At 31.0% G+C, this 22,413-nt stretch carries 28 protein-coding genes and 1 tRNA gene; 27 read left to right on the forward strand and 2 right to left on the reverse strand.

Translation table 11 applies throughout. From position 1 onward, the window contains the following. Nucleotides 1-41 precede the first annotated feature (41 nt). From AC4PG3_RS02395 to AC4PG3_RS02450, 12 genes are all read left to right on the forward strand, one after another. Complete coding sequence (locus tag AC4PG3_RS02395; RefSeq protein ID WP_492197486.1) at nt 42-890, forward strand: YitT family protein; 849 nt, start codon at nt 42-44, stop codon at nt 888-890. Nucleotides 891-1,055: 165 nt separating this feature from the next. Continuing rightward, nucleotides 1,056-1,925: an orotidine-5'-phosphate decarboxylase gene (gene pyrF, locus AC4PG3_RS02400; protein WP_492197487.1), complete on the forward strand. Its 870-nt coding sequence runs from the start codon at nt 1,056-1,058 to the stop codon at nt 1,923-1,925. Continuing rightward, a complete protein-coding gene (gene pyrE / locus AC4PG3_RS02405; protein ID WP_492197488.1) occupies nt 1,922-2,476 on the forward strand; it encodes an orotate phosphoribosyltransferase in 555 nt (184 codons plus the stop codon). The genes pyrF and pyrE overlap by 4 nt, the downstream gene beginning before the upstream one ends. A 135-nt stretch (nt 2,477-2,611) precedes the next feature. Beyond that, a complete protein-coding gene (locus AC4PG3_RS02410) occupies nt 2,612-3,358 on the forward strand; it encodes an IclR family transcriptional regulator (RefSeq protein ID WP_492197489.1) in 747 nt (248 codons plus the stop codon). Nucleotides 3,359-3,394: 36 nt separating this feature from the next. Next, entirely contained in the window at nt 3,395-4,171 is a 777-nt protein-coding gene (locus AC4PG3_RS02415; RefSeq protein ID WP_492197490.1) for a dihydroorotate dehydrogenase electron transfer subunit, read from the forward strand. After that, nucleotides 4,164-5,090, forward strand: a complete 927-nt coding sequence (locus tag AC4PG3_RS02420) for a dihydroorotate dehydrogenase (RefSeq protein WP_492197491.1) — start codon at nt 4,164-4,166, stop codon at nt 5,088-5,090. Before AC4PG3_RS02415 ends, AC4PG3_RS02420 begins: the two co-directional genes overlap by 8 nt. After that, entirely contained in the window at nt 5,090-5,845 is a 756-nt protein-coding gene (locus AC4PG3_RS02425) for an ABC transporter ATP-binding protein (protein ID WP_492197492.1), read from the forward strand. The genes AC4PG3_RS02420 and AC4PG3_RS02425 overlap by 1 nt, the downstream gene beginning before the upstream one ends. Then, a complete protein-coding gene (locus tag AC4PG3_RS02430) occupies nt 5,842-6,633 on the forward strand; it encodes an ABC transporter permease (RefSeq protein ID WP_492197493.1) in 792 nt (263 codons plus the stop codon). The genes AC4PG3_RS02425 and AC4PG3_RS02430 overlap by 4 nt, the downstream gene beginning before the upstream one ends. A gap of 12 nt (nt 6,634-6,645) precedes the next feature. Then, nucleotides 6,646-7,428, forward strand: a complete 783-nt coding sequence (locus AC4PG3_RS02435) for a nucleoside phosphorylase (RefSeq protein WP_492197494.1) — start codon at nt 6,646-6,648, stop codon at nt 7,426-7,428. Between the two features lie 13 nt (nt 7,429-7,441). Continuing rightward, a complete protein-coding gene (locus AC4PG3_RS02440; protein ID WP_492197495.1) occupies nt 7,442-8,482 on the forward strand; it encodes an ABC transporter substrate-binding protein in 1,041 nt (346 codons plus the stop codon). Between the two features lie 15 nt (nt 8,483-8,497). Beyond that, complete coding sequence (locus tag AC4PG3_RS02445) at nt 8,498-9,253, forward strand: ABC transporter permease (protein ID WP_492197496.1); 756 nt, start codon at nt 8,498-8,500, stop codon at nt 9,251-9,253. 71 nt (nt 9,254-9,324) lie between these two features. Continuing rightward, nucleotides 9,325-10,518, forward strand: a complete 1,194-nt coding sequence (locus tag AC4PG3_RS02450) for a M20 family metallo-hydrolase (RefSeq protein WP_492197497.1) — start codon at nt 9,325-9,327, stop codon at nt 10,516-10,518. 50 nt (nt 10,519-10,568) lie between these two features. Here AC4PG3_RS02450 and AC4PG3_RS02455 read toward each other — a convergent pair. Together AC4PG3_RS02455 and AC4PG3_RS02460 are read right to left on the reverse strand one after the other, a co-directional pair. Further along, a tRNA-Val gene (locus AC4PG3_RS02455) sits at nt 10,569-10,645 on the reverse strand. A 47-nt stretch (nt 10,646-10,692) separates the two neighbouring features. After that, a complete protein-coding gene (locus AC4PG3_RS02460) occupies nt 10,693-11,811 on the reverse strand; it encodes a threonine synthase (protein WP_492197498.1) in 1,119 nt (372 codons plus the stop codon). Nucleotides 11,812-11,930: 119 nt separating this feature from the next. Between AC4PG3_RS02460 and zupT the strand changes: the two genes are divergently transcribed. The 15 genes from zupT to AC4PG3_RS02535 all read left to right on the forward strand — a co-directional run bounded on the left by zupT (nt 11,931) and on the right by AC4PG3_RS02535 (nt 22,371). Further along, nucleotides 11,931-12,752, forward strand: coding sequence for a zinc transporter ZupT (gene zupT / locus AC4PG3_RS02465; RefSeq protein WP_492197499.1), 822 nt, complete (start codon nt 11,931-11,933; stop codon nt 12,750-12,752). 62 nt (nt 12,753-12,814) lie between these two features. After that, nucleotides 12,815-13,096 (forward strand): DUF2508 family protein, encoded by a 282-nt coding sequence (locus AC4PG3_RS02470; RefSeq protein WP_492197500.1) that lies wholly within the window; start codon nt 12,815-12,817, stop codon nt 13,094-13,096. A 59-nt stretch (nt 13,097-13,155) separates the two neighbouring features. Beyond that, entirely contained in the window at nt 13,156-13,416 is a 261-nt protein-coding gene (locus AC4PG3_RS02475) for a pro-sigmaK processing inhibitor BofA family protein (protein WP_492197501.1), read from the forward strand. Between the two features lie 70 nt (nt 13,417-13,486). Then, nucleotides 13,487-14,119: a 50S ribosomal protein L25 gene (locus AC4PG3_RS02480; RefSeq protein WP_492197502.1), complete on the forward strand. Its 633-nt coding sequence runs from the start codon at nt 13,487-13,489 to the stop codon at nt 14,117-14,119. 130 nt (nt 14,120-14,249) lie between these two features. After that, nucleotides 14,250-14,441, forward strand: coding sequence for a sigma factor G inhibitor Gin (locus tag AC4PG3_RS02485; protein WP_492197503.1), 192 nt, complete (start codon nt 14,250-14,252; stop codon nt 14,439-14,441). Nucleotides 14,442-14,514: 73 nt separating this feature from the next. Next, complete coding sequence (tmk, locus tag AC4PG3_RS02490; protein ID WP_492197504.1) at nt 14,515-15,150, forward strand: dTMP kinase; 636 nt, start codon at nt 14,515-14,517, stop codon at nt 15,148-15,150. Next, nucleotides 15,150-15,476: a cyclic di-AMP receptor DarA gene (darA, locus tag AC4PG3_RS02495; RefSeq protein ID WP_492197505.1), complete on the forward strand. Its 327-nt coding sequence runs from the start codon at nt 15,150-15,152 to the stop codon at nt 15,474-15,476. Before tmk ends, darA begins: the two co-directional genes overlap by 1 nt. Nucleotides 15,477-15,486: 10 nt before the next feature. Then, nucleotides 15,487-15,771, forward strand: coding sequence for a cyclic-di-AMP receptor (locus tag AC4PG3_RS02500; protein ID WP_492197506.1), 285 nt, complete (start codon nt 15,487-15,489; stop codon nt 15,769-15,771). A 13-nt stretch (nt 15,772-15,784) separates the two neighbouring features. After that, entirely contained in the window at nt 15,785-16,765 is a 981-nt protein-coding gene (holB, locus tag AC4PG3_RS02505; RefSeq protein WP_492197507.1) for a DNA polymerase III subunit delta', read from the forward strand. Next, the gene (locus AC4PG3_RS02510; protein WP_492197508.1) at nt 16,766-17,599 is read left to right on the forward strand and encodes a PSP1 domain-containing protein; all 834 of its coding nucleotides are present in this window, start codon (nt 16,766-16,768) and stop codon (nt 17,597-17,599) included. Between the two features lie 82 nt (nt 17,600-17,681). After that, nucleotides 17,682-17,849, forward strand: a complete 168-nt coding sequence (gene fdxA / locus AC4PG3_RS02515) for a 4Fe-4S ferredoxin (protein WP_492197509.1) — start codon at nt 17,682-17,684, stop codon at nt 17,847-17,849. Between the two features lie 77 nt (nt 17,850-17,926). Next, entirely contained in the window at nt 17,927-18,652 is a 726-nt protein-coding gene (locus AC4PG3_RS02520; RefSeq protein WP_492197510.1) for a tRNA1(Val) (adenine(37)-N6)-methyltransferase, read from the forward strand. A gap of 8 nt (nt 18,653-18,660) precedes the next feature. Further along, entirely contained in the window at nt 18,661-19,482 is an 822-nt protein-coding gene (gene rsmI / locus AC4PG3_RS02525; protein ID WP_492197511.1) for a 16S rRNA (cytidine(1402)-2'-O)-methyltransferase, read from the forward strand. Nucleotides 19,483-19,491: 9 nt separating this feature from the next. Then, on the forward strand, nt 19,492-20,487 hold the full coding sequence (locus AC4PG3_RS02530) for a DNA double-strand break repair nuclease NurA (RefSeq protein ID WP_492197512.1): 996 nt from the start codon (nt 19,492-19,494) through the stop codon (nt 20,485-20,487). A 45-nt stretch (nt 20,488-20,532) separates the two neighbouring features. Further along, nucleotides 20,533-22,371 carry an ATP-binding protein gene (locus tag AC4PG3_RS02535; protein WP_492197513.1) on the forward strand — a complete coding sequence of 613 codons (1,839 nt, stop codon included), beginning with the start codon at nt 20,533-20,535 and terminating at the stop codon, nt 22,369-22,371. The last annotated feature ends 42 nt before the right edge of the window (nt 22,372-22,413 follow it).

The following is a 22,413-nucleotide window of genomic DNA, read 5'->3' on the forward strand; positions in this document are numbered from 1 at the left end:
TTTATGGAGGAAGAGAGATGAAAAGGGGGAGGAGATGGATAATGAAAGACAAATTTGATATCAAGCGATTTTTAATAATCAATTTTGGAACTATAATTTTAGCATTTGGAGTATATTATTTTTTAGTTCCTGCAAACCTAGTGGTAGGTGGAGTTTCTGGACTTGCTATGGTCTTAAACTATATTGTCCCAAGCATTCCCATAGGAATATTTATGTTAATTTTTAATGTGGTATTATTTGTTTTAGCATTTGTAGTTATAGGAAAGGAATTTGGAGGATATACAATATATACCAGTTTAGCTTTATCTGCAATAGTTTCTGTGCTTGAAATTGTAAGTCCTATGGATGGACCCATAGTAGATGATATGATGTTAAATTTGATATTTGGAATTTTGATCCATGGAGTTGGAATGGCAATGATATTTAATCAAAATACATCTACAGGCGGCACTGATATAATAGCTAAGATAATAAACATATTTACACATTTAGAGATAGGTAAATCTTTATTGTTGTCGGATTTTTTAATAGTACTATCTGGAGCAGCAGTATTTGGTGTGGAATTAGGTCTTTATGCTCTATTGGGTGCTATAATAAATACAGTAGTAATAGATAAGGTTATAGCAGGTTTTGGAACTAGAATTAAAGTTTCTATTATAAGTGAAAAGGAAAGAGAAATTACCAGGTTTATAACTACAGAACTAGTTAGAGGTGTAACTTTATTTCATGGTTCAAGTGGATTTTCAAATGAGGATAAAAAGGTAATAAATACCATAGTTTCTAGAAAAGAATATATAAAGATTAAAAATAAAGTAAAGGAAATAGACCCTAATGCCTTTGTGTGGATGAGTTTTGTCAATGAAGTATTAGGAGAAGGATTTACACATTAAAATAGTTGACAAGCCTTCACAATTGTGATATTTTTAAAAAGAATAATACCTTTAAACTGAACCTGAGAGTTCAAAAAGGAAAGCATATAATATGGGATAACTGTGCCTTCCTAAGGAAGGCACTTTTTTGTTGCTTCCTTAAAAACATAAAAGGAGGAAATTTTTTTGATAATTGATAGGCTTTATAAAGAAGTTGAAAAGAAGGGAATTGTATGTCTTGGACTAGATACCCATATGGATTATATACCTAATTGGGTAAAAGAAAAGTATGGAGATACAGATGAGGTCATATTTCAATTTAATAAAATGATAATAGACAATACACTGGATATAGTTCCAATATATAAGCTACAAATAGCATATTATGAAGCATATGGAATAGAAGGACTTTTAGCTTATAAGAGAACTTTAGAATATATAAAGAGCAAAGGCTCTCTATCTATTGGAGATATAAAAAGAGGAGACATATCAGCTACAGCTAAAATGTATGCCAAGGCTCATTTTGAAGGAGATTTTGAAACAGACTTTATAACCTTAAATCCATATATGGGTTTTGACAGTATCACTCCATATTTAGACTATATAAAAGATGGAGATAAGGGTATATTTGTCCTTCTTAGAACTTCAAATCCTGGGGCTAAGGATATTCAATATTTAAATATTGAAGGAAATGAAAATTCATCCCTATATTATAGTGTTGGAGATAGATTGAACCAAATGGCAAAGGACTATATAGGTTCGAATGGATATAGCCCAATAGGAGTAGTAGTGGGTGGTACTCATAGAGAAGAGGCAAGTGAAATAAGAAATAGATATAAAGATCAATTCTTCTTAATTCCTGGTTATGGACACCAAGGTGGTAAAGCTGAAGACATAGGTCTATATTTAAGCGATAAAAATGGTGGTATAGTAAATTCATCAAGGGGAATTATCCTAGCATATAAGAATTATGAAGATGGGGAAGAGAATTTTTATAAATATGCAAGAGAAGCTGTACTTACAATGAGAGATGATATATTGGGGGTTATAAAATGATAAAAGACTTATTAAGAGAAACAAACGCTTTATTAGAAGGACATTTCCTACTTTCATCAGGAAAACATAGTGACGGATATGTACAATGTGCAAAACTAATCATGCATCCTGATAAGGCTGAAGTCGCAATTAAAGCTATTGCGGATAAAGTAAAAGATTTAGACTTTGACTTAGTTGTAGGACCAGCAATGGGAGGCATAATAGTAAGCTATGAGCTTGCAAGACAAACTGGGAAGCCAGGCATATTTGTAGAAAGACAAGATGAAGAGATGAAATTAAGAAGAGGATTTACCATAGAAAAGGGACAAAAAGTATTAATTGCAGAAGATGTAGTTACAACTGGAAAATCTTCATATGAAGCTATAAAAGTAGTAGAAGGATATGGAGCAGAGGTAGTAGGAATAGGTTGTATTGTAGATAGGAGTAAAGGAGATATAAAATATCCAATATATAGTGCTACAAAACTAGATTTAAAAGTTTATGATAAAGAAGATTGCCAGATGTGCAAAGAGGGAAAAGAAATTATAAAACCAGGTAGTAGAAAAATATGAAAATTCTGAGAGAGTTTAAACTTTCTCAGAATTTTCATATTTTTAATATTTAAAATATATTTACAAAGGATTAATAAAGTGATATTATATATTATAATCCGCTATACGGATATCGTTTCCATGAGGAGGAAAACAATGAAGTTGATAGATAGGAGTTTCAAGGTATTGGAGCTACTAAGCAAATATCCAAAAGGTATTAGCATTAGTGAAATAAGCACTACTTTGGATTTACCCCTTAGTACTACTCATAGACTATTAAAGGCAATTATAAAAAATGGATATGCAAGTCAGGATTTAGAGACTAATAAATATAAAATGAGTTTAAAACTTGTAAGTTTGGCTAGAGGATATCTAGGTGCTAATCAGCTTATCAATATGTCTAAACCTCATTTAAAAGAACTCTTTGATAAATATAGGGAAGTAGTATTTTTGAGTAGTTTAGAAGGTGAAAAGATAATTTGTATAGATTCTGTAAACATAGAAGAAGGAGTTAATTTCTATGTAAGAGTTGGAAGTGAAATGCCTATAAACAGTTCTTCAGCAGCTCAAGCAATTGTAGCCTTCTTAGAACCTGGACAAATTGATAGTTTTATTGAAAATGGTAAACATTATAAATATACTAGAGAGTCCTTAATTAATCCAATAAATATAAAAGAAAAGTTAAATAAAATAAAAAAAGATGAGTATGCTGTTTGTGATGAAGAGTTTGAAGAGGGAGTTATAGGGATATCAGCTCCTATTAGAGATAAAAATTGTGAAGTAATAGCAAGTCTATCTATGATTTGGATCAAGGATAAAAATAATAATATATCAGAAAAAGTTTCTGATTTAAAAATAACTGCAAGGTCTATATCTTTTAAATTAGGATGTATGAACTTATAAACTACATATGACATAAAAATTAGAAAGGGTCATCTTATGATTATAGAGCAATGTCAGGTATTAAAAAACACAAAATTAAATCACAAATATCATCATTTAATTCTTCAAAGTAAATCTATATCTTCAGAAATTAAAGAAGGTCAATTTCTTAACTTACAATGTAGTGATGAGAAGGAACTATTAAAAAGACCCTTTAGTATATATAGATTTGATAGGGAAAAAGAGACTATAGAAATAGTTTATGTAATGAAAGGAAAAGGAACTAGATTATTATCTCACAAATTGCCAGGTGATTTTATAGAGGTTCTAGGTCCTTTGGGAAATAATTATAAAATAAATTCAAATGAAAAGCCAATAATTATCATTGGTAGGGGAGTAGGAGCAGCATCTGTCATTTATGTAGGAGAAAAGGCAAGAAAAATGGGTAAAGAGGTAATAGCTATATTAAGTGCTAAAAAAAATGGAGATACTCTCGGAGGCGACTTTCTAACTGAGCTTGGCTGCAAGGTATACTATCTTTATGATGATATAGGAACTAGCTGTATGGAGAATATGACTGATTTGTTAGAGCAAATTATTGAATCGGAAAATCCGGATCAAATATTCACTTGTGGTTCAAACAGAATTGGTAAAGTGGTAGGAGATATAAACAGTAAACACAAAGAAATAGAAGCATATATTTCCTTAGAAGAAAAGATGGCCTGTGGAATTGGGACTTGTTTAGTTTGTGTATGCAAAACTAAATCAGGACATAAAACAGTATGTAAAGAAGGTCCAGTTTTTCCAGTAAATGAGGTGATCTTTAGTGAATAATATAAATTTAGAAGTAGAAATAGCCGGTATTAAATTTAAAAATCCTGTAATGTCAGCCTCTGGTACCTTTGGAATAGAAAATTGCAAATTAATAGATGCAAATAAACTAGGTGCAATTGTGCCTAAAAGTATTACCTATGAACCAAGACTTGGAAATCCAACTCCAAGAATAGCTGAAACACCCTGTGGTATTTTAAATTCTGTTGGAATTCAAAATGATGGAATTATAAAATTTATAAATAGAGATTTAAAATTTTATTCTAAGTTTGATACACCAACTATAGTTAGTGTATCTGCATTTACTGTAGATGAGTTTAAGAGGAGTATAGAAATTTTAAATAGAGAAGAAGCTTGCTCTATGATAGAATTAAATATATCTTGTCCTAATTTAGAAAAAGAGGGAAAGGCATTTGGAATGAATCCTGAAGATACATATAGGATTGTCAAAGCGATAAAAGCTATATCCGATAAGCCTATTATTCCAAAACTCACTCCAAATGTAAACGATATCGTGTCTATTGCAAAAGCTTCAAAAGAGGCTTCTGCTGATGCAATATCCTTAACTAATACTTTTTTAGGAATGGCTATAGATATAAATACTAAGAAACCTAAGCTTGCAAATATAACTGGAGGTCTTTCAGGTCCAGCAATAAAACCGATTTCATTGAGAATGGTATGGCAAGTTGCTAACAATGTAGATATACCAATTATAGGTATGGGAGGCATTGCTAATTGGGAAGATGCTGTAGAATATTTATTGGCTGGTGCAACAGCTATACAAGTTGGAGCAGCAAACTTTTCAAGACCTAATTCTATGATTCAGATTATAGATGGTATAGAAAAATATTTAATTAATAATAATCATTTATCTGTAAAAGATATTATTGGTAAAATGAAAACTAAAGAGGAGGTGCTATAATGAAAAATAATAGTTTTTTAGCTATTAAAGATTTGCAAAAGGTGTACAAAAGTACTTTTGGAAAGGAAACTATTGCCCTAAAGGACATAAATTTAGAAGTAAAACAAGGTGAATTTATTTCTATAATTGGTCCTTCAGGATGTGGTAAGTCTACACTTTTAAAAATTATTAGCAATTTAGAAAAGTACAATGGTGGAGAAATTCAGTTTAGTGAAGAAATAGATGCAGTAGAAGATATAGGATTTGTGTTTCAAGATTCTGTCTTACTTCCTTGGAAGACTGTATATGAAAATGTAATATTTCCCCTAAAAATAAAAAAAATGGTGAATGAAAAAAATAAAGAATATTTGGAGCAGTTATTAGAAATAGCTGGATTGTCAGATTTTAAAGATTCACTTCCTAGAGAGTTATCTGGAGGTATGAAACAAAGGACATCTATAGTTAGATCCTTATCTTATGATCCCCAAGTATTACTTATGGATGAACCATTTGGAGCATTAGATGCTTTGACTAGGGACACTTTAAATATGAAATTACTAGAGATTTGGGAAAAGACTCAAAAGACAATATTATTTGTAACTCACAGTATTGAAGAAGCTGTATTTTTATCAGATAGGGTTATAGTAATGTCTCCTAGACCTGGTAGGATAAAAGAAATTTTAGATATAGATATACCTAGACCTAGAGATCTTGAGACTAGAAATGGAGATAAATTTAATTCTTATACGAAATACTTAAGGGAGGTATTAGAGTGAAGACTCTTAGAGATTCAAAGTTTATAAAAACTATTACTGAATATACTCTATCCCTAGGTGTATTTGTATTGATTTGGTCTTTATATGTAAAGATCAATGATGTACCCCAATATATGATGCCTAGTCCGATGCCTGTATTTAAAAGGCTATATGAAATGATTGTAAGTGGAGAAGTTTGGATTCATTTTCTAGTAACTACAGGAGAAATATTTTTAGGCTATATATTAGGGATAGTACTTGGCATAGGTTTTGGATATATAATTGCAAAATCAGAGATTTTAAAGGATGCACTTATGCCATATTTAATATTTGCACAAGCTTCACCTAAGATTGCCTTAGTACCTTTATTTGTAATTTGGTTTGGTCTTGGGATGACTTCCAAATTGGTATTAATTGTATCAATGGTATTTTTCCCTGTTATGGAAGGAACCATAGTTGGTATAGGGTCTATTCCAAAGAATGTAAGGGATTTGATGAAAATCTTAAATGCATCTAGGCTACAAACTTTTAAGGAAGTTGAGATACCATCTGCTATGCCTATGATATTTTCAGGATTAAAAGTAGGTATGGTTCAAGCTGTTATAGGTGCAATTGTTGCTGAGTGGATATCAGGAAAGCAAGGACTAGGGTATATACTTATATACGCTTCTTCTATTTTTGATACTGTGCTATTGATTGCAGGCATTATATTTACTATAATAGTTGGTATAATCTTTTATGAATTAGTAAATATCACAGAGAGAAAACTGTTATATTGGCATGAATCTCAGATAGCTAAGACAAAATAAGGAGGTGAAAGTGTGTATACTACTGCCGATAAACCTTTGTATGACAACAAGGTACCCCATTTAAGATGTGAAGCAAAGGATATAAGTGAAGTAGTACTACTCCCAGGAGACCCAGCAAGGGTAGAGTTCTTTAGAGAATTTTTAGATGAGTTTGAGATAGTATCTAGTAATAGAGAATACAAAGTAGGTAAAGGCTTTTATAATGGACATCCAATAACTATTTGCTCTACAGGAATAGGTGGACCATCTACTGAAATTGCTGTTACTGAACTTATTCAATTAGGAGCTAAAGTTCTTATTAGAATTGGAGGTACAGGGGCTTTAAAGGAAGAGATAAATTGTGGAGATTTTATCTTAAATACAGCATCTGTTAGGATGGGAGGTACTTCCGTATTTTATGCTATGCCAGAGTATCCTGCAGTAGCAGATTTTGAATTAGTTAGTATGTTAAAAGAAACTTGTATGGAAGAAAAAGAAAATTGTTTTTTAGGTATAGGAGCATCTGTAGGTTCATTTTATAGAGGACAAGGTAGAGATCCCTTTGATAGTGGGGATAAAAGAGTAAAAGAGCTATATGAAAAATTTATAGGCTTAAATGTGTTAAACATTGAAATGGAAGCAGAGACAATCTTTACCTTAAGCTCTATATATGGGGTTAGAGCTGCAAGCATTTGCACTACCCATTGTAATAGAATAAGTAATAAGTGGTTGCTTGACTATGCAGAACCTCAGAGAAGGCTTTGTGAAATTGCCTTAAAAACCAGCACCAAAATATATAATAGACTTTTAAAATAATAGGAGGAAAAACATGAAATTTCAAAAGAAGAATTATAAGTTTTTAGCATTAATACTTGTATTAAGTCTTAGTTTAACTGTACTTGCAGGATGTAGTGATTCAGGAAACAATGAAGATACATCAGATAATGGTGATGTAGAAGAATTAAAGAAAGTGTCAATCCAAATTGACGGAGCAGCTGTTCCTTATTATGCTCCTCTATATGTAGCAAAGGAAAAAGGTTATTTTGAAGAAGAAGGATTAGATGTAGAATTTTACTATGCAGCTGCTGCAGAAATCGTAAAAAATGTAGCTGCTGGAAATGTTCAATTTGGTTTTCCAAATGCTGATTCAGTTATAGCAGCAAAGACTCAAGATATTCCAGTTAAAGTTGTTCATACAACTTATCAAAATGGATTAGGAGCTGCAATATTTAAAAAAGACTCAGGAATTGCGACTCCTGCTGACTTTAAAGGTAAAAAAGTAGCTGTAACATCTCTAGGTAGTCCAAACTACATTCAATTACAAATAATGTTAGAAGATGCTGGACTTACTTTAGATGATATACAATTAGAAGTAATAGGAACAGGAGCTATTGTAAATGCCCTTGTAACTGATCAAGTAGATGTAATAGTATTTTCTATGTTGAGAACAATAGAGATGCAAAATCAAGGTGTTGAAGTAGAAGATATACTTTCTGATGACTATCTTCCATCTCATGGAAATGTTTTAATTTCAAGTGAAGATCTTATAGAAGAAGATCCTGAGCTAATTGAAAGCTTTAAAAATGGATTGGATAAAGGATTACAATATGTTATAGATGGAAATGCAAGAGAAGCTGTAGATTTATCTGTAGAAAAATATGCTGATAGCTTTGCAGGAAGAGAAGAAATAGTTACAGAAATATTAGAAAAAGTATTTATACCTTATTTATGGCAAAGTGAAAACACAGACGAAAATGGATTAGGTGCTGCAGATTTAGACAAGTGGAACAAATCTATTGAGATATTAAATGAATATGAAGTAATAAATGGACAATTTGATGCATCAGAATTAATTTATCAAGCTGATTAATTGGAGGTAAATTAAATGAAAAATAGGGAGATAAGAAAGATAGTATTACCTATATTGGTATTCCCGGTTTTGATTTTGATTTGGAAGGGATATATTGCATTATTTGATGTTCCTTCCTACCTTCTCCCCCAACCTGAACAAGTTCTTTCTGGAACTATAAATATTTTTACAAATGAAAATCTAGTAGGACATGTGGTTACTACTTTAAAAGAAGTGTTTATAGGAGTTGGAATTGGGATAGCTTTAGGTATGGTATTAGGCTATATAGTGGCTAAATCTAAATTAATTGAAAAATTAATTATGCCCCTTGTACTAATTGTGCAAACAGCGCCTAAAATTTCTTTAGCTCCTCTATTTATATTATGGTTTGGTTTAGGATTAGAGTCTAAAATTGCCATTGTAGTACTGGTTGTATCCTTCCCCATCATGATAAATGAAGTGGTAGCTATAAGAAGTATTGATTCTAACATTATGAACTTTATGAAGATATTAGATGCTTCAAGATTACAAAAGTTTTTGTTTATTGAATTGCCATATTCTTTAAAGGCAATCCTTTCTGGAGTTAAGGTAGCTCTTACGCAAGCTATTGTAGCAGCAGTAATAGGAGAGATGATAGGAGCAAAATCAGGATTAGGATACCTATTGACATTAGGAAATGAAACATACGATATAGAGCTGGTCATTTCCTCAGTAGTAGTACTAAGTTTAATAGGATTAGTACTCTACTTAGTAGCAGAATTTACAGAGAAAAAATTGATTAAATGGAGCTAAAATATAAGAGATAACCTTCAAGTTATCTCTTATATTTATTAAGGTAATATTAGTAAAGAAGGGGGATTATAGTGGAAAACTTAAAAAAATGGTTTTGTGAATTAGATGAAATAGGAAAAGACACCTTAGGTGGAGTTTCCCGATTAGCCTACTCTGTAGAAGAAGATTTTATGCACGACAAATTATCCGAATTTTGCAAAAATATAGGGTTGAAAACCAGTGTAGATGCTTATGGAAATACATTTATATATATAAATGATTATGCAGAAGAATATACTTTGATAGGCTCTCACTTAGATTCTGTGCCAAATGGAGGTAAATATGATGGAGTAGCAGGTGTTCTAGCAGGCTTACTTATTTTAAAGTGGATAAAAGAAAGCAATCTAGATATACCTGTTATGGTAGCTGCATTTAGAGCAGAAGAAACAAGTATATTTGGAAAAGCTACAATTGGGAGCAATCTAGCCCTTGGGAAAATTAGCAAGGAAGAATTATCTAATATAGTAGATGAAAATAAAAAAGCTCTATATAGTATTTTAGATGAAAAAGGATTTTTAAAAAATACATTTAAATTACCAAATATTAAGAGATATTTTGAAATACATATAGAACAAGGTAGAGTTTTATGGGATAAAAATATGGACCTAGGAATAGTTACATCAATAGCCGCCCCAAGAAGGTTTATGCTAAACATAGAGGGACGCCAGGATCACTCCGGTGCAACTCCTATGGATATGAGAAGAGATGCTTTATGTGGAGCCTCAGAGATTATATTAGCTGTAGAAAAATATGGCCAACAAGAAATGTCAAATTCTACAGTTGCCACAGTAGGGATATGTGAGACTTTGCCAAATGCAATGAATGTAGTTCCTGGACAAATAAGTTTAGGAATAGATATAAGAGGTATCCAAAGTGAAAGTATAAATAGGGTAGTAGAAAACTTAAAAGAATTTATAAAACAAGTTACAGTAAAAAGAGGATTATCATATGATTTAGAAGAAATATATCATGAAGAGCCTGTAGAACTTAGTATGGAAATAATAAAAGGACTAGAAAATAAAGCTGAGGATTTAAATTTAAACTTTAAAAAGATGCCAAGTGGAGCAGGCCATGATGCTATGGGATTTGCACCAAATTATAAGACGGGGATGATATTTATACCAAATAAGGAAGGTATAAGTCATAATCCAAAGGAAGACATAAGAATAGAGGATTTATATAGAGCTTCTAGATTTTTATATGAATATATAAAAGAGATAAACTAGGTTTATCTCTTTTGTTTACCCACTATGGTTCGTTAATTTAGCTTATAAAATGGTGGTCGATACTGGGCTCGAACCAGTGACCTCTACGATGTCAACGTAGCACTCTAGCCAACTGAGCTAATCGACCACTTAATACTATTCACTATTATAGCATTTAAGCTTATGGTTTACAATCTATTTTTCTGATTTTAACCCTGCTCCACAAAGGGGTAATACTACTTTCCCTAAAGAGCTCTTGTCTTTATAATTATGATTAAAGGCTGCAAAAGTGGCAGCAGTTGTTATTTCTACAAAAAAACCTTTTTGGGCTAAGTCTATTTGAGTAGAGAGTATTTCATCTTCAGGCGCAGTGATTATGTCTCCATTTGTTTCCCTCATGGCTTTTAAGATTTGCTTGCCTCTTTTAGGAGCTGCTATGGCAATTCCTTCAGCTTGAGTACCTTTATTTTCAACTTCTTCTACATAGTCTAAATCTTCTTTAAGAGCTTTATATATAGGACAGCATCTATCAGACTGGACACCTATAATTTTGGGCATACTTTTTATAAGTCCTAAATCCATTAAATCTCTTAATCCATAATAAGCTCCAAGTAAAAGTGTTCCATTTCCAACAGGAATAATTAAAGTATCTACCATATCACCTTTTAATTGCTCATAAATTTCATAGACATAAGTCTTAGTGCCCTGGTAGAAGTAAGGATTGTATACATGACTTGCATAAAAGCCCTCTCCGTTTTCTACAGCCTGTCTTGCAGCCTTAGCAGTATCTTCCCTTGACCCAGTAACTATATGGACATTTGCTCCATGGGATTGTATCATTTTTATTTTTTTAGGTGAAGTAGTTTCTGGAACATATATATCACAGTCAATATTAACTCTTTTAGCATATGCAGCTATGGAATTACCTGCATTTCCACTACTATCTTGGATTACTTTTTTAGCTCCAAATTCCTTTGCTTTTGAAATTAATACACTAGCACCTCTATCTTTAAAGGAAAGTGTAGGCATCATATAGTCCATTTTAACTAATATATTAGTATTTTCAGGGTCTAGTGGAACTAATGAAGTGAGTCCCTCACCCATGGATACATCCTTCCAAATTGATTGGTTATTTTCAAATGGGAGAGCTTTTAGGTATCTAAATAGGCTCCACTCTTCTTTCAATATACTATTTAGAGAAAGAACTTTTTCAAAGTTATCTAAATCTAGCATACCTCCACAGGTGCATATGTATGGAAAATCATATGGTGAGTACTTTTTACCACATTCGCTGCATATATAATCAATAGACATAGAACCACCCCTTAAATTATAATCTATATACAATTATAACATTTTTTAGATGGAATTCTCTAGATTTTTGATAATTTTTAAGATAAAATAAGTATAAATCATATATATTGGAGGAAAACATGGATATCAATATTATAAATGTTTTACAGAGTTTTGGACTTACATTAGTAGTAGGTCTTTCAATGGGAATAGGTAGCCTTATATCTTTCTTTGCAAAGGAGACTAATAAAAGGTTTTTAGCTCTTTCTTTAAGTTTTTCAGCGGGAATAATGGTATATGTCTCTTTTATGGGTATATTGCCTGAAGGCATTAATCTAATAGAGAGAAATATAGGTCATGAGACAGGTCATGTATTGGCATTAGTAGCATTTTTTAGTGGAATGATTATTACAGCAATAATTGAAAAAATAGTTCATTTATTAGGTGGGGAGCATCATGATCATAGTCATAGTGGACATCATCATATACATAGAGATGGAGGCCATCTAAACAATCTGGGTATTGTATCTGCCATAGCAATAGCTATTCATAATCTTCCGGAGGGTCTTGCCATATTTACTGCAGGACTAAATGATATAATGCTTGCAGTCCCAATATCTGCAGCTGTAATTATGCACAATATACCTCTAGGTATGGCTATATCAATTCCAATTTATTATTCTACAAGAAGTAAAAAAAAGGCAATGTTTTATACAATATTGGTAGGACTTTGCCAGCCTTTAGGTGCAATTATTGGATATTTATTGTTGTATAAATTCTTTAGTGATATATTATTTGGAGTACTATTTTCTTTGATAGCAGGTATAATGATATTTGTTGCAGTAGATGAGCTTCTTCCAACATCTCAAAGATATGAGGACCACCATACATCTGTATACGGCTTCATAATAGGGATGATGGTAATGGCAGTAAGTCTTAGTTTATTTGGACACAGTCACTAGAAAAAGGTATATATTCTCCAGCTTTTGTCAATAGTTATGGTAAAAGTTGGAGGTTGATTATAGTGAAAATAAAATTACTAAAAGTAAAAGAAAAAGTATCTGAACTTATAAATGGAATCATAAAGAGTATATTTAGATTTGAAGATCTAAGTGCTGAGGAAAGAGAAGACAGGGAAAGAATAAAATTAATTCAAGATGCTCACAAAGAGTGGATGGAAAAAGAGGAGTATTTCCACTTTGTAAGTGATACTGATTTAGTAGATTTTGCAATTTATGATATAGAAGCATCTAAGAGAAAGTACACATATTTGTTAAAAAAATTTAAAAAAGAAAGAAATGTGTAATATTTATTTGGATTCTACTCTATATTTATAGTATAATAATATAGTGTGGAGGGATTTTTATGCCGTTTGGTACAATAGGAGCATATTTAATTGGACTTCTTTTGCTTTATATAGTTGGAATGATTTTAGTAGTTCCAATTAAAATTTTAATAAAGTTACTTATAAATGGATTAATGGGCGGAGTAGTTTTATTTATATTTAATTTAGTAGGAGGTATTTTTAATCTTGCTATAGCATTAAATCCCTTAAATGCAGTTATAGTTGGATTTTTAGGTATCCCTGGAGTTATATTACTCCTAATACTTCAAGTAATTTTGTAGTTTAGCAATTTGCATAAATGGGGAAAATATGATATATATAACTATATATAAATGAATAGGGGGCATTATTATGTCATCGCTAAAGATGAAAATAGAAAAAAGAACTGAAATTGGTAGTAATAAAGTAAATAAATTGAGAGCGGATGAAATGATTCCAGCGGTAATCTACAAAAAAGGAGAAGATACACAGAGTATTCAAGTTAATAATCTGGGTTTCTTAAAGATTTATAGAGAAGCAGGTACTACATCTATTATCAACTTAGAATTAGATGGTAAAACTGAACCAGTAGTAATAAAGGAAATTCAAAGACATCCAGTGAAAAATCAAATTATTCACATTGATTTCCAAGGGTTAAATATGAATGAAAAGATTAAGATGAATATTCCTATTCACTTAAACAATAGGGACAATATTAAGCTTCAACCATCAGTATTGTCTCAATTGCTGGATCAAGTAGAAGTTGAATGTCTACCAGGAAATATACCACATGGAGCAAATGTGGATGTAGCAGATATGGACTTTGATACACCAAAATTAGTTGGAGACTTGGATATTGCAAGTGATAAGACTATAGATATACTTACTGAATTAGATACGGCAGTGTGTGTATTATCTGCACCTTCAATGGAAGAAGTAGATGAAGAAGCTGAAGTGGATGCAGATGATGTTCCATTGGTTTCTGAAGATAAAGACGAAGAATAATTAGAAAACAGATAAGTTAACTTATCTGTTTTTTTATTATAAATTTACCTTGCCAAGCACAAATTAATATATTTTGAATAAAATATATTAATAAGGAAATAATAGGTAAAAATGGTAAGGAGATGGTATTATGAATTGTAAAATTTGTGGTAACAGTCATGATAATATAAGTTTATTTAAGATAAATATATGCAAAGCTTGCATAGAAGAAATCGTAAACGTGGATATCAATGATTCCAATTATGATAAATATAAAAACTTGATAAGAATTCTTCTCGGCTATTACATAGATGAAAGTCCTAAATTAAACCCTGTAAACTAATCAGGGTTTAATTTTTTACCTAGATGGAGTATAATATAGAACAAACACTAGTTATGACAAAGGGGTTGTTTTTTTGAAAGGACTTTTTATTGCCTTAGAGGGACCTGATGGATCAGGGAAATCTACAATAACAAATTTGATAAAAGATTATTTAAAGGATAAAAATATAGATTTTATTGTTACAAGAGAGCCAGGAGGTACTCTAATAGGAGAAAATATTAGAAAAATTATCTTGGATAACAATAATACTGATATGGATGCCCATACAGAAGCTTTGCTATATGCAGCTTCTAGAGCTCAGCATGTTCATGAAAAAATAAAGCCTGCTCTTGATGAAGGTAAAGTAGTAATATGTGACAGATTTGTACTTTCAAGTCTTGCGTATCAAGGGGTAGGTAGAGATTTGGGAGTAGAAAATGTAAAAAATATAAATGACTTTGCCATAGATGGAGTATACCCAGATTTAATCTTGTTTTTTCATGTGGACCCAAAAACAGCATTACTAAGAAAGACAAAAAAATCAGGTGGAGATAGATTAGAATTAGAGGGTAATAACTTTCACACAAGGGTATATAATGGATATACAGACTTAATTAAAAAGTACCCTGAAAATATAAAAATAATAGATGCTACAAAGCCTATAGAAGTAGTATTACAAGAAAGTATACTAGAAATTCAAAGGACAATAAATCTTAGGGAGGTAAGATAATGAAACTTATAGTTGCTATAGTACAAGATCAAGATGCTCCAATTCTAATACAGGAATTGACAGAAAAAAAATATAGGGTTACGAAGCTTTCATCTACAGGAGGATTTTTAAAGGCTGGAAACACAACTCTTTTAATAGGAGTAGAGGAGGATGAGGTAAAAGATATAATGGATATTATTGAAGAAAATTGTAAGACACGTGAAATTCCTACATCTCTATTAACTGTATCTATGCCAGGGGATACCTATATACCCTATCCTTTGGAGGTTAAAGTAGGAGGAGCCACAGTATTTATTTTAGATGTAGAAGATCATATTAGGATATAGGAGTGATTTTATGAAACTTATAATAGCTATAATAGAAGATCGATATTCAAATGAAATCATAAAGACTTTAATGGAAAACAATATTAGAATCACTAAATTGGCTTCCACAGGAGGATTTCTAAAGGCTGGTAACACTACTCTTTTAATAGGGACTGAGCAGGAGAACTTAGATAAGACAATATCTTTAATAAGATCTAAATGTGAAGTAAAACATGGTAAAAAAGTAGTTGGAAAATCAGATGTTGCAGGAGCAAATTTATTTATATTGGATGTAGATAAGTATATGAGAGTTTAGAATGGAGAGATAAATGGATTTCAATGATATAATTGGACACGAAAAGAATATAGAAGTTTTTAAAAAATCTCTACAAAACAAAAGTCTCAGCCATAGTTTCTTATTTGAGGGAGAGGAGAGTATAGGCAAAAAAAAGGTAGCATTTGTACTCTCTAAGACGATTTTATGTGAAAAAGAATTGGATAAGCCTTGTAATGTATGCAGTTCCTGTTTAAAGTTTGATCATTTTAATCATCCGGATTTTTCAATTATAAAACCTGAGAATGGGACTATAAAAAAAGAAGAAATAGAGAAATTAATTAAGAATACTCTAACATCTCCATTTCAATCTAAAAAGAAGATATTTTTAATAGATGAAAGTGATAAGATGACTATAGAAGCTCAAAATAGTCTATTAAAGACATTAGAAGAGCCACCTTCATATGTAAATATAATTCTTATATCTTCTAATATTAATAGACTTCTTTCAACGATTCTTTCTAGAACTCAAAGAATCAATTTTTATCCTGTAGAAGGTGAAAAAATAGTAAAAATACTAGTAGAAAAATATAATAAAAGAGAAAGTCAAGCTAGATTTATTCAAAGTTTTACAAAGGGAGCTATAGGTAAGAGTATATCTCTTTGTATGGAGGATAACTTTTTTTCAGATAGAGATATAATAATACAATTAATAGATGATATTATAAAAGGTAATACAACAAAAATCTTTAATTCCATCCAATTTTTCAACGAAAATAAAGAAAAGATTGAAGAAATACTGGATATATTCCTCTATTGGTTTAGAGATCTTTCTATATACAAGGAAATTGGAGAGAGTGATTTATTGGTTAATAAGGATAAATTACAAAATTTATCCTTACAATCTATTATGGACTCTAGTAAAATTAATGATATAATAGAAAAGATAGAACTAACTAAGATAAATATTAATAAAAATATGAACTACCAATTGTCAATAGAAACCATGCTCTTTAGTATACAGGAGGAATTATAGATGATTACAGTTGTAGGGGTTAGATTTAAAAAAGCGGGAAAAGTATATTACTTTGATCCTGATGATATAGATGTTAATTTCAATGATTTTGTAGTAGTAGAAACTGCCAGGGGAATTGAATTTGGACATGTAGTAGTAGGACCAAAAGAGATTAAGGAAGAAGAAATTGTATCTCCTTTAAAAAAGGTGTTAAGAATTGCTTTAGATGAAGATTTTGCCATTCATAGAGAAAATAAGAAAAAAGCAAAAGAAGCATTGATAATATGTGAAGAAAAAGTTACTGAACATAAATTAGAAATGAAGATTATAGATGTGGAATATACATTTGATAATAATAAGGTAATATTTTATTTTACTGCAGATGGTAGAGTAGATTTTAGGGAACTTGTTAAGGACTTAGCTTCCATATTTAAAACTAGAATTGAATTAAGACAAATTGGAGTAAGAGATGAAGCTAAAATGCTAGGTGGAATAGGTCCTTGTGGTAAGATGTGCTGTTGTGCTCAATTTTTAGGAGAATTTGAACCAGTGTCTATTAAGATGGCAAAAGAGCAGAGTCTATCACTAAACCCAACTAAAATTTCAGGACTTTGCGGGAGGCTTATGTGTTGCTTAAAGTATGAACAAGAAGCATATGAGGAAATATTAGAAAATATGCCAGAAGTAGGTCAAAGAGTAATCACGCCTGATGGACATGGAACCATTCTATATACATACACCTTGAAGAGAAAGGTTAAAGTAAAGGTAAGACTAAAAGATGGTACAGATGATTTGATTCAATACAAGATAGATGATATAGAAATAACAGAAGAAAGAGATCCAGAATATAGTTAAGATTAAAAATTAATTTTGGACTTTTAAAATTCTACTTAATCTGTTAAAATATCTTATATAAACATTAAAGGGGGTGAACAATTTGGCATATCATATAACTGATGAGTGTATCGCATGTGGTGCATGTGAACCAGAATGTCCTACAAATGCTATATCAGCAGGAGATGTTTATGTAATCGACGCTGATGCATGTATAGATTGTGGTGCTTGTGCAGATGTTTGTCCTACAGATGCTCCGCAAGCAGAGTAATAATACATAACAAAAAAGACCACTAGTGGTCTTTTTTGTTATCCATATTTACATATAAAATAAAAAAGGTGAAAAATATGATAAGAGAAAATGAAAGAATAGATATTGTACCAGGAACAAATTACAAAATAATCCAAAATAAAAGCAATTTTTCTTATGGTACTGATGCAATATTTCTCTCGAATATAGTCAAAGCTAAAGGTAAAATAGTAGACTTGGGCACTGGTAGTGGCATAATTCCCTTAAGATTAGTAGGTAAAAGAAAAGTTGAAAAGATATATGGTATAGAAATTCAAGAAAAAGTAGCAGATTTAGCTAAAAGAAGTGTAGAGCTAAATAATTTAGAAGACAAGATAGATATTTTAAATATAGACTTAAAAGATTTAGATAATAGATTTAAAAAAAATAGTATAGATATAATAACTTGCAATCCCCCTTATATGAAAAAGGGAGATGCCTTAATAAATAAAGATGAAAATTTTGCCATTTCCCGTCATGAAATAGCTTGCAATTTAGAAGACATTTTAAACATTTCAGATTATCTCCTAAAGCCCTTGGGAAAATTCTATTTAGTCCATAGACCAAATAGATTAGTAGATATATTTTATACTATGAGAAAATATAAGATAGAGCCAAAATGGATAAGATTTGTTCAAGCAAAAAAAGACAAAAAACCAAATTTGCTTTTAATAGAAGGGGTAAAATCAGGGAAAATAGATTTAAAATTCCACGATCCATTAATAGTCTATGGTAAAGATGGCAATTATACAGATGAAATATATAAAATTTATGAGAATGAATAGGTGAGAAAATGGAAACAGGAAAACTATATATATGTCCCACTCCTATAGGAAACTTAGAAGATATTACTTTAAGAACTCTAAGGGTATTAAAAGAAGTAGACCTAATTGCAGCAGAAGATACTAGACATAGTATAAAATTATTAAATCATTATGATATAAAAAACTCTTTGACAAGTTATCATGAACACAATATAAGGCAAAAAGGAGAAGAATTAATAAGAAAGCTAAAGGCTGGATCAGATATAGCTATAATAACTGATGCAGGAATGCCTGGAATTTCAGATCCTGGAGCGGATATAATAAGACTTGCAATAGATGAAGATATAGAGATAATCGGGCTTCCAGGGGCTAGTGCTTCTATTACAGCTTTAGTAGTGTCAGGTCTTCCTACGGAGAAATTTGTATTTGAAGGATTTTTATCTTCAAAAAAGCAAGAAAAAAAGAGAAGATTAAAGGAATTAGAGAGTGAATGGAGAACTATAATATTATATGAATCTCCCCATAGGATACTATCTACTTTAGAAAATATTATAGATGTTTTGGGAAATAGAAAAATATCTATAATAAGAGAGTTAACAAAGCTATATGAAGACATCTATAGAGGAGATGTAAAGACAGCTATAGAAAAGTATTCTAAAGAAAAAATAAAAGGTGAATTTGTAATAGTCCTTGAAGGTGGAAAGCAAGAAGAAAAAGAGGAAATTGATATATTAAAGGAACTTCAAAAATATATAGATGAAGGATTTAGCAAAAAAGAGAGCGTAAAAATGGTATCAGAAGTTTATAATATCAGAAAAAACATAGTGTATTCAGAGAGTTTAAAACTTTAAAATAAGTAGGTGATTAAGATATATAGCTTAGACAATAAATTAAAGGACAAGTTCTTAGACTTAAATGATTCTATAAAGTATAGATATAAAGACATAATAAATTTAAAGACTGAGGAACTAAGGGATTTTATCTCTAAAAATATAGGTGAGATAAAATCTTTAGAAAAAATAGATAAAAAAAACTTAAAAACTTATCAAGAAAAAGGTGGAATCCTTGGAGTAGATGGATCTACAAATAAACTAGGAGGCTCCTATCCTCATTTTGTAGAAGCCTATCAAGCACTTGGGAAATCTACCTTATATAGAGAAAATCCAACTATAATAGCTGATATCTTTAGCCCCCTATCTCTTGAAGAACAAGAAAACCCCTTAGAAAATGATGAAAGAATTATAACAGAACAAAAGAATATAAAGCTGTCTACCTTAGAAGTGGAAGCTGCTATAGAGAGTATAAAAAAATTTAAACCATATGCCATATTAATGGATGGTGGGCTTATTAGATATAATATATATGCCTATGAAAAGTGGATGGAGCTAAGAAGGATTTGTGAAGAAGAGGAGATTATATTAGTAGGAGTAATAAAGGATATAAAAACTTGCATCATAGGAAACAGATTATTAAACAAAGAGGAAGATGAAAAACAGTGTTTTTACGATAGAGAGCTGTTATTTGGTAAATTAAAATATAAAGAAGCCATATTTATAAGAGATGAAGTAAATAAAAAAGATCCTGAAGGCTATTCTTCAATTTTCTTAAGATCCTCCTTAGCTCCAACGGTTATAGGTATGGACATTATAGATAGTCAAAAAGACCGTATGGAGGAAATGGCAAGATTGATAATTACTTTAACACCAGAAAATAGTAGAGGTGTACCCCTATGGCTTGATATAGTGGATAAGGAAGTAAAAATATCAGATGAGTTAATGAAAGCTTTGGTACAGAGATATATGGATAGAGATATATATGAAAGATTTTTTATATCAGAAAGAGACAAGAGAAATTGAACAAACGGCAAACTTTGTTCATTCGAGAAAAAATGAGGTGATAATGTGAAAGTAATAGGTATAACTACTCAGCAAGAGGTGTATATAGGCTCTAAAGAGAGAAACTTTAGAATCAATGAATTTTTGATAATAGAAGATACTTATCAAGGAGATCTCCTAGGGGAAGTGGTAGAAGCAAATACTTTTAACCGATATATCCCATTAAATATACATGGAGATTTTGTAGACAATTCTGTTTTAGAATCCTTAAGGGCTCTAGGATACAATGTAGATGAGGATACTATATATATATCCAAAGTGAGACTTTTCAATGAAGCACTTTATCCTATTCAGACAGGTTCAAATGTGAGACTTCCAAAATTTGAAGAAGTAAAAGATATAATGATACATTCTTCAAAGGAAGATGGATTAGTACTTGGGGTCATAAGGAATACAGATGATATGGCAGATGATATGGATAATGAATTTAAAGACTTACTCTATACCTTTGAAGAAGGAGAGTTGAAGCCTCAAAGAGAAATCCCCTATATAATGGATATAAGATCTATGCATCATTATCCCCATATAGGTGTATTTGGAGGCTCAGGTTCAGGGAAATCCTTTGGTCTTAGAGTAGTATTAGAAGAATTAATGAATCAAAATATCCCTACAGTTATTTTAGATCCTCATTATGAAATGGACTTTGGTGAGATTGCAGATTATCTAGATGAAAAGGATTATGATTACAAAGATAAATTTAAATGTCTTCAAGTTGGTACACATATTGGAGTGAAGTTTGAAGATTTATCTTCTCAAGATTTAAAAAACCTTTTAAGTGCAGCCAGTAATCTTACAGATTCTATGAATAATGTGGTAGATGTACTTTTTAAGCCAAGGGATTCATATTATAGTTTTTTCAATAGACTTGATATGCTGACTCAAGCCCAAGAAGAAGGTTCTGCAGATAGGATTCAAAATAAAATTGATGGGGCAAGGGATTCTGACGAGAGAAAGGCTTGGGAGATGCGTCTAGAATTATATAGGACCTATGATAGGACAAGTCCATATAATTCAGTTAAGGGAATACTTTGGAGGCTTAAAAGGCTTTCTAATGAAGGTGTATTTTCTAAAGATATAAGAGAAATAGAAGAATCCCTCCATGTAGGGAAATTAGTAGTTATCCAGGGAAGCACTAGGATTTTACAAGTTTTTAGTACTTATCTTTTAAATAATCTCTATCACAAGAGAAGAGACTATAAGGATGCTTTATATAAAAAAACTCAAGCAGAATACTTTCCCCCATTTATCATAGTAACTGATGAAGCACATAATTTTGCACCAAAGGGATATGAATCACCTTCAAAATCTATACTAAAGGAAATATCTCAAGAGGGTAGAAAGTACGGAGTCTTTTTAATACTTGCAACTCAAAGGCCTACATTACTAGATGAAACTATTACAGCTCAACTTAATACTAAACTAATATTTAGAACAGTAAGGGCATCTGATATTCAAACTATAAAAGAAGAGACGGACTTAACAATGGAGGAATCAACTAGACTTCCCTATCTTAGAACTGGAGATGTATTTATTTCATCTGCAACAATGGGAAGGACTATATTTTCAAGAATTAGAGCTGCTATTACTACCAGTCCTCATAGGGAAAACCCCTTTGATGAATTAAAATTTAAAGCCAAGGAAACTGATGAGGACTTTTTTGAAATTATATCAAATAAGCTTCCTATAAATGATGTAGAACTAGTCCATGTAGCAGTTGAAATAGAACAGGAAACCAGTATAACATATACTGTAGAAAATTTAGAACAAAAACTAAAACAGTTAGTAGAAAAAGAGTATATAGAGAAAGAAGACACCATTTTTGGGTATAGGTATATAAAGAAATAATTATATACCTTTTTTTTCTACAAATTTTTCTTTAATACAATA

The organism is Tissierella sp. QWL-11, assembly GCF_058683765.1.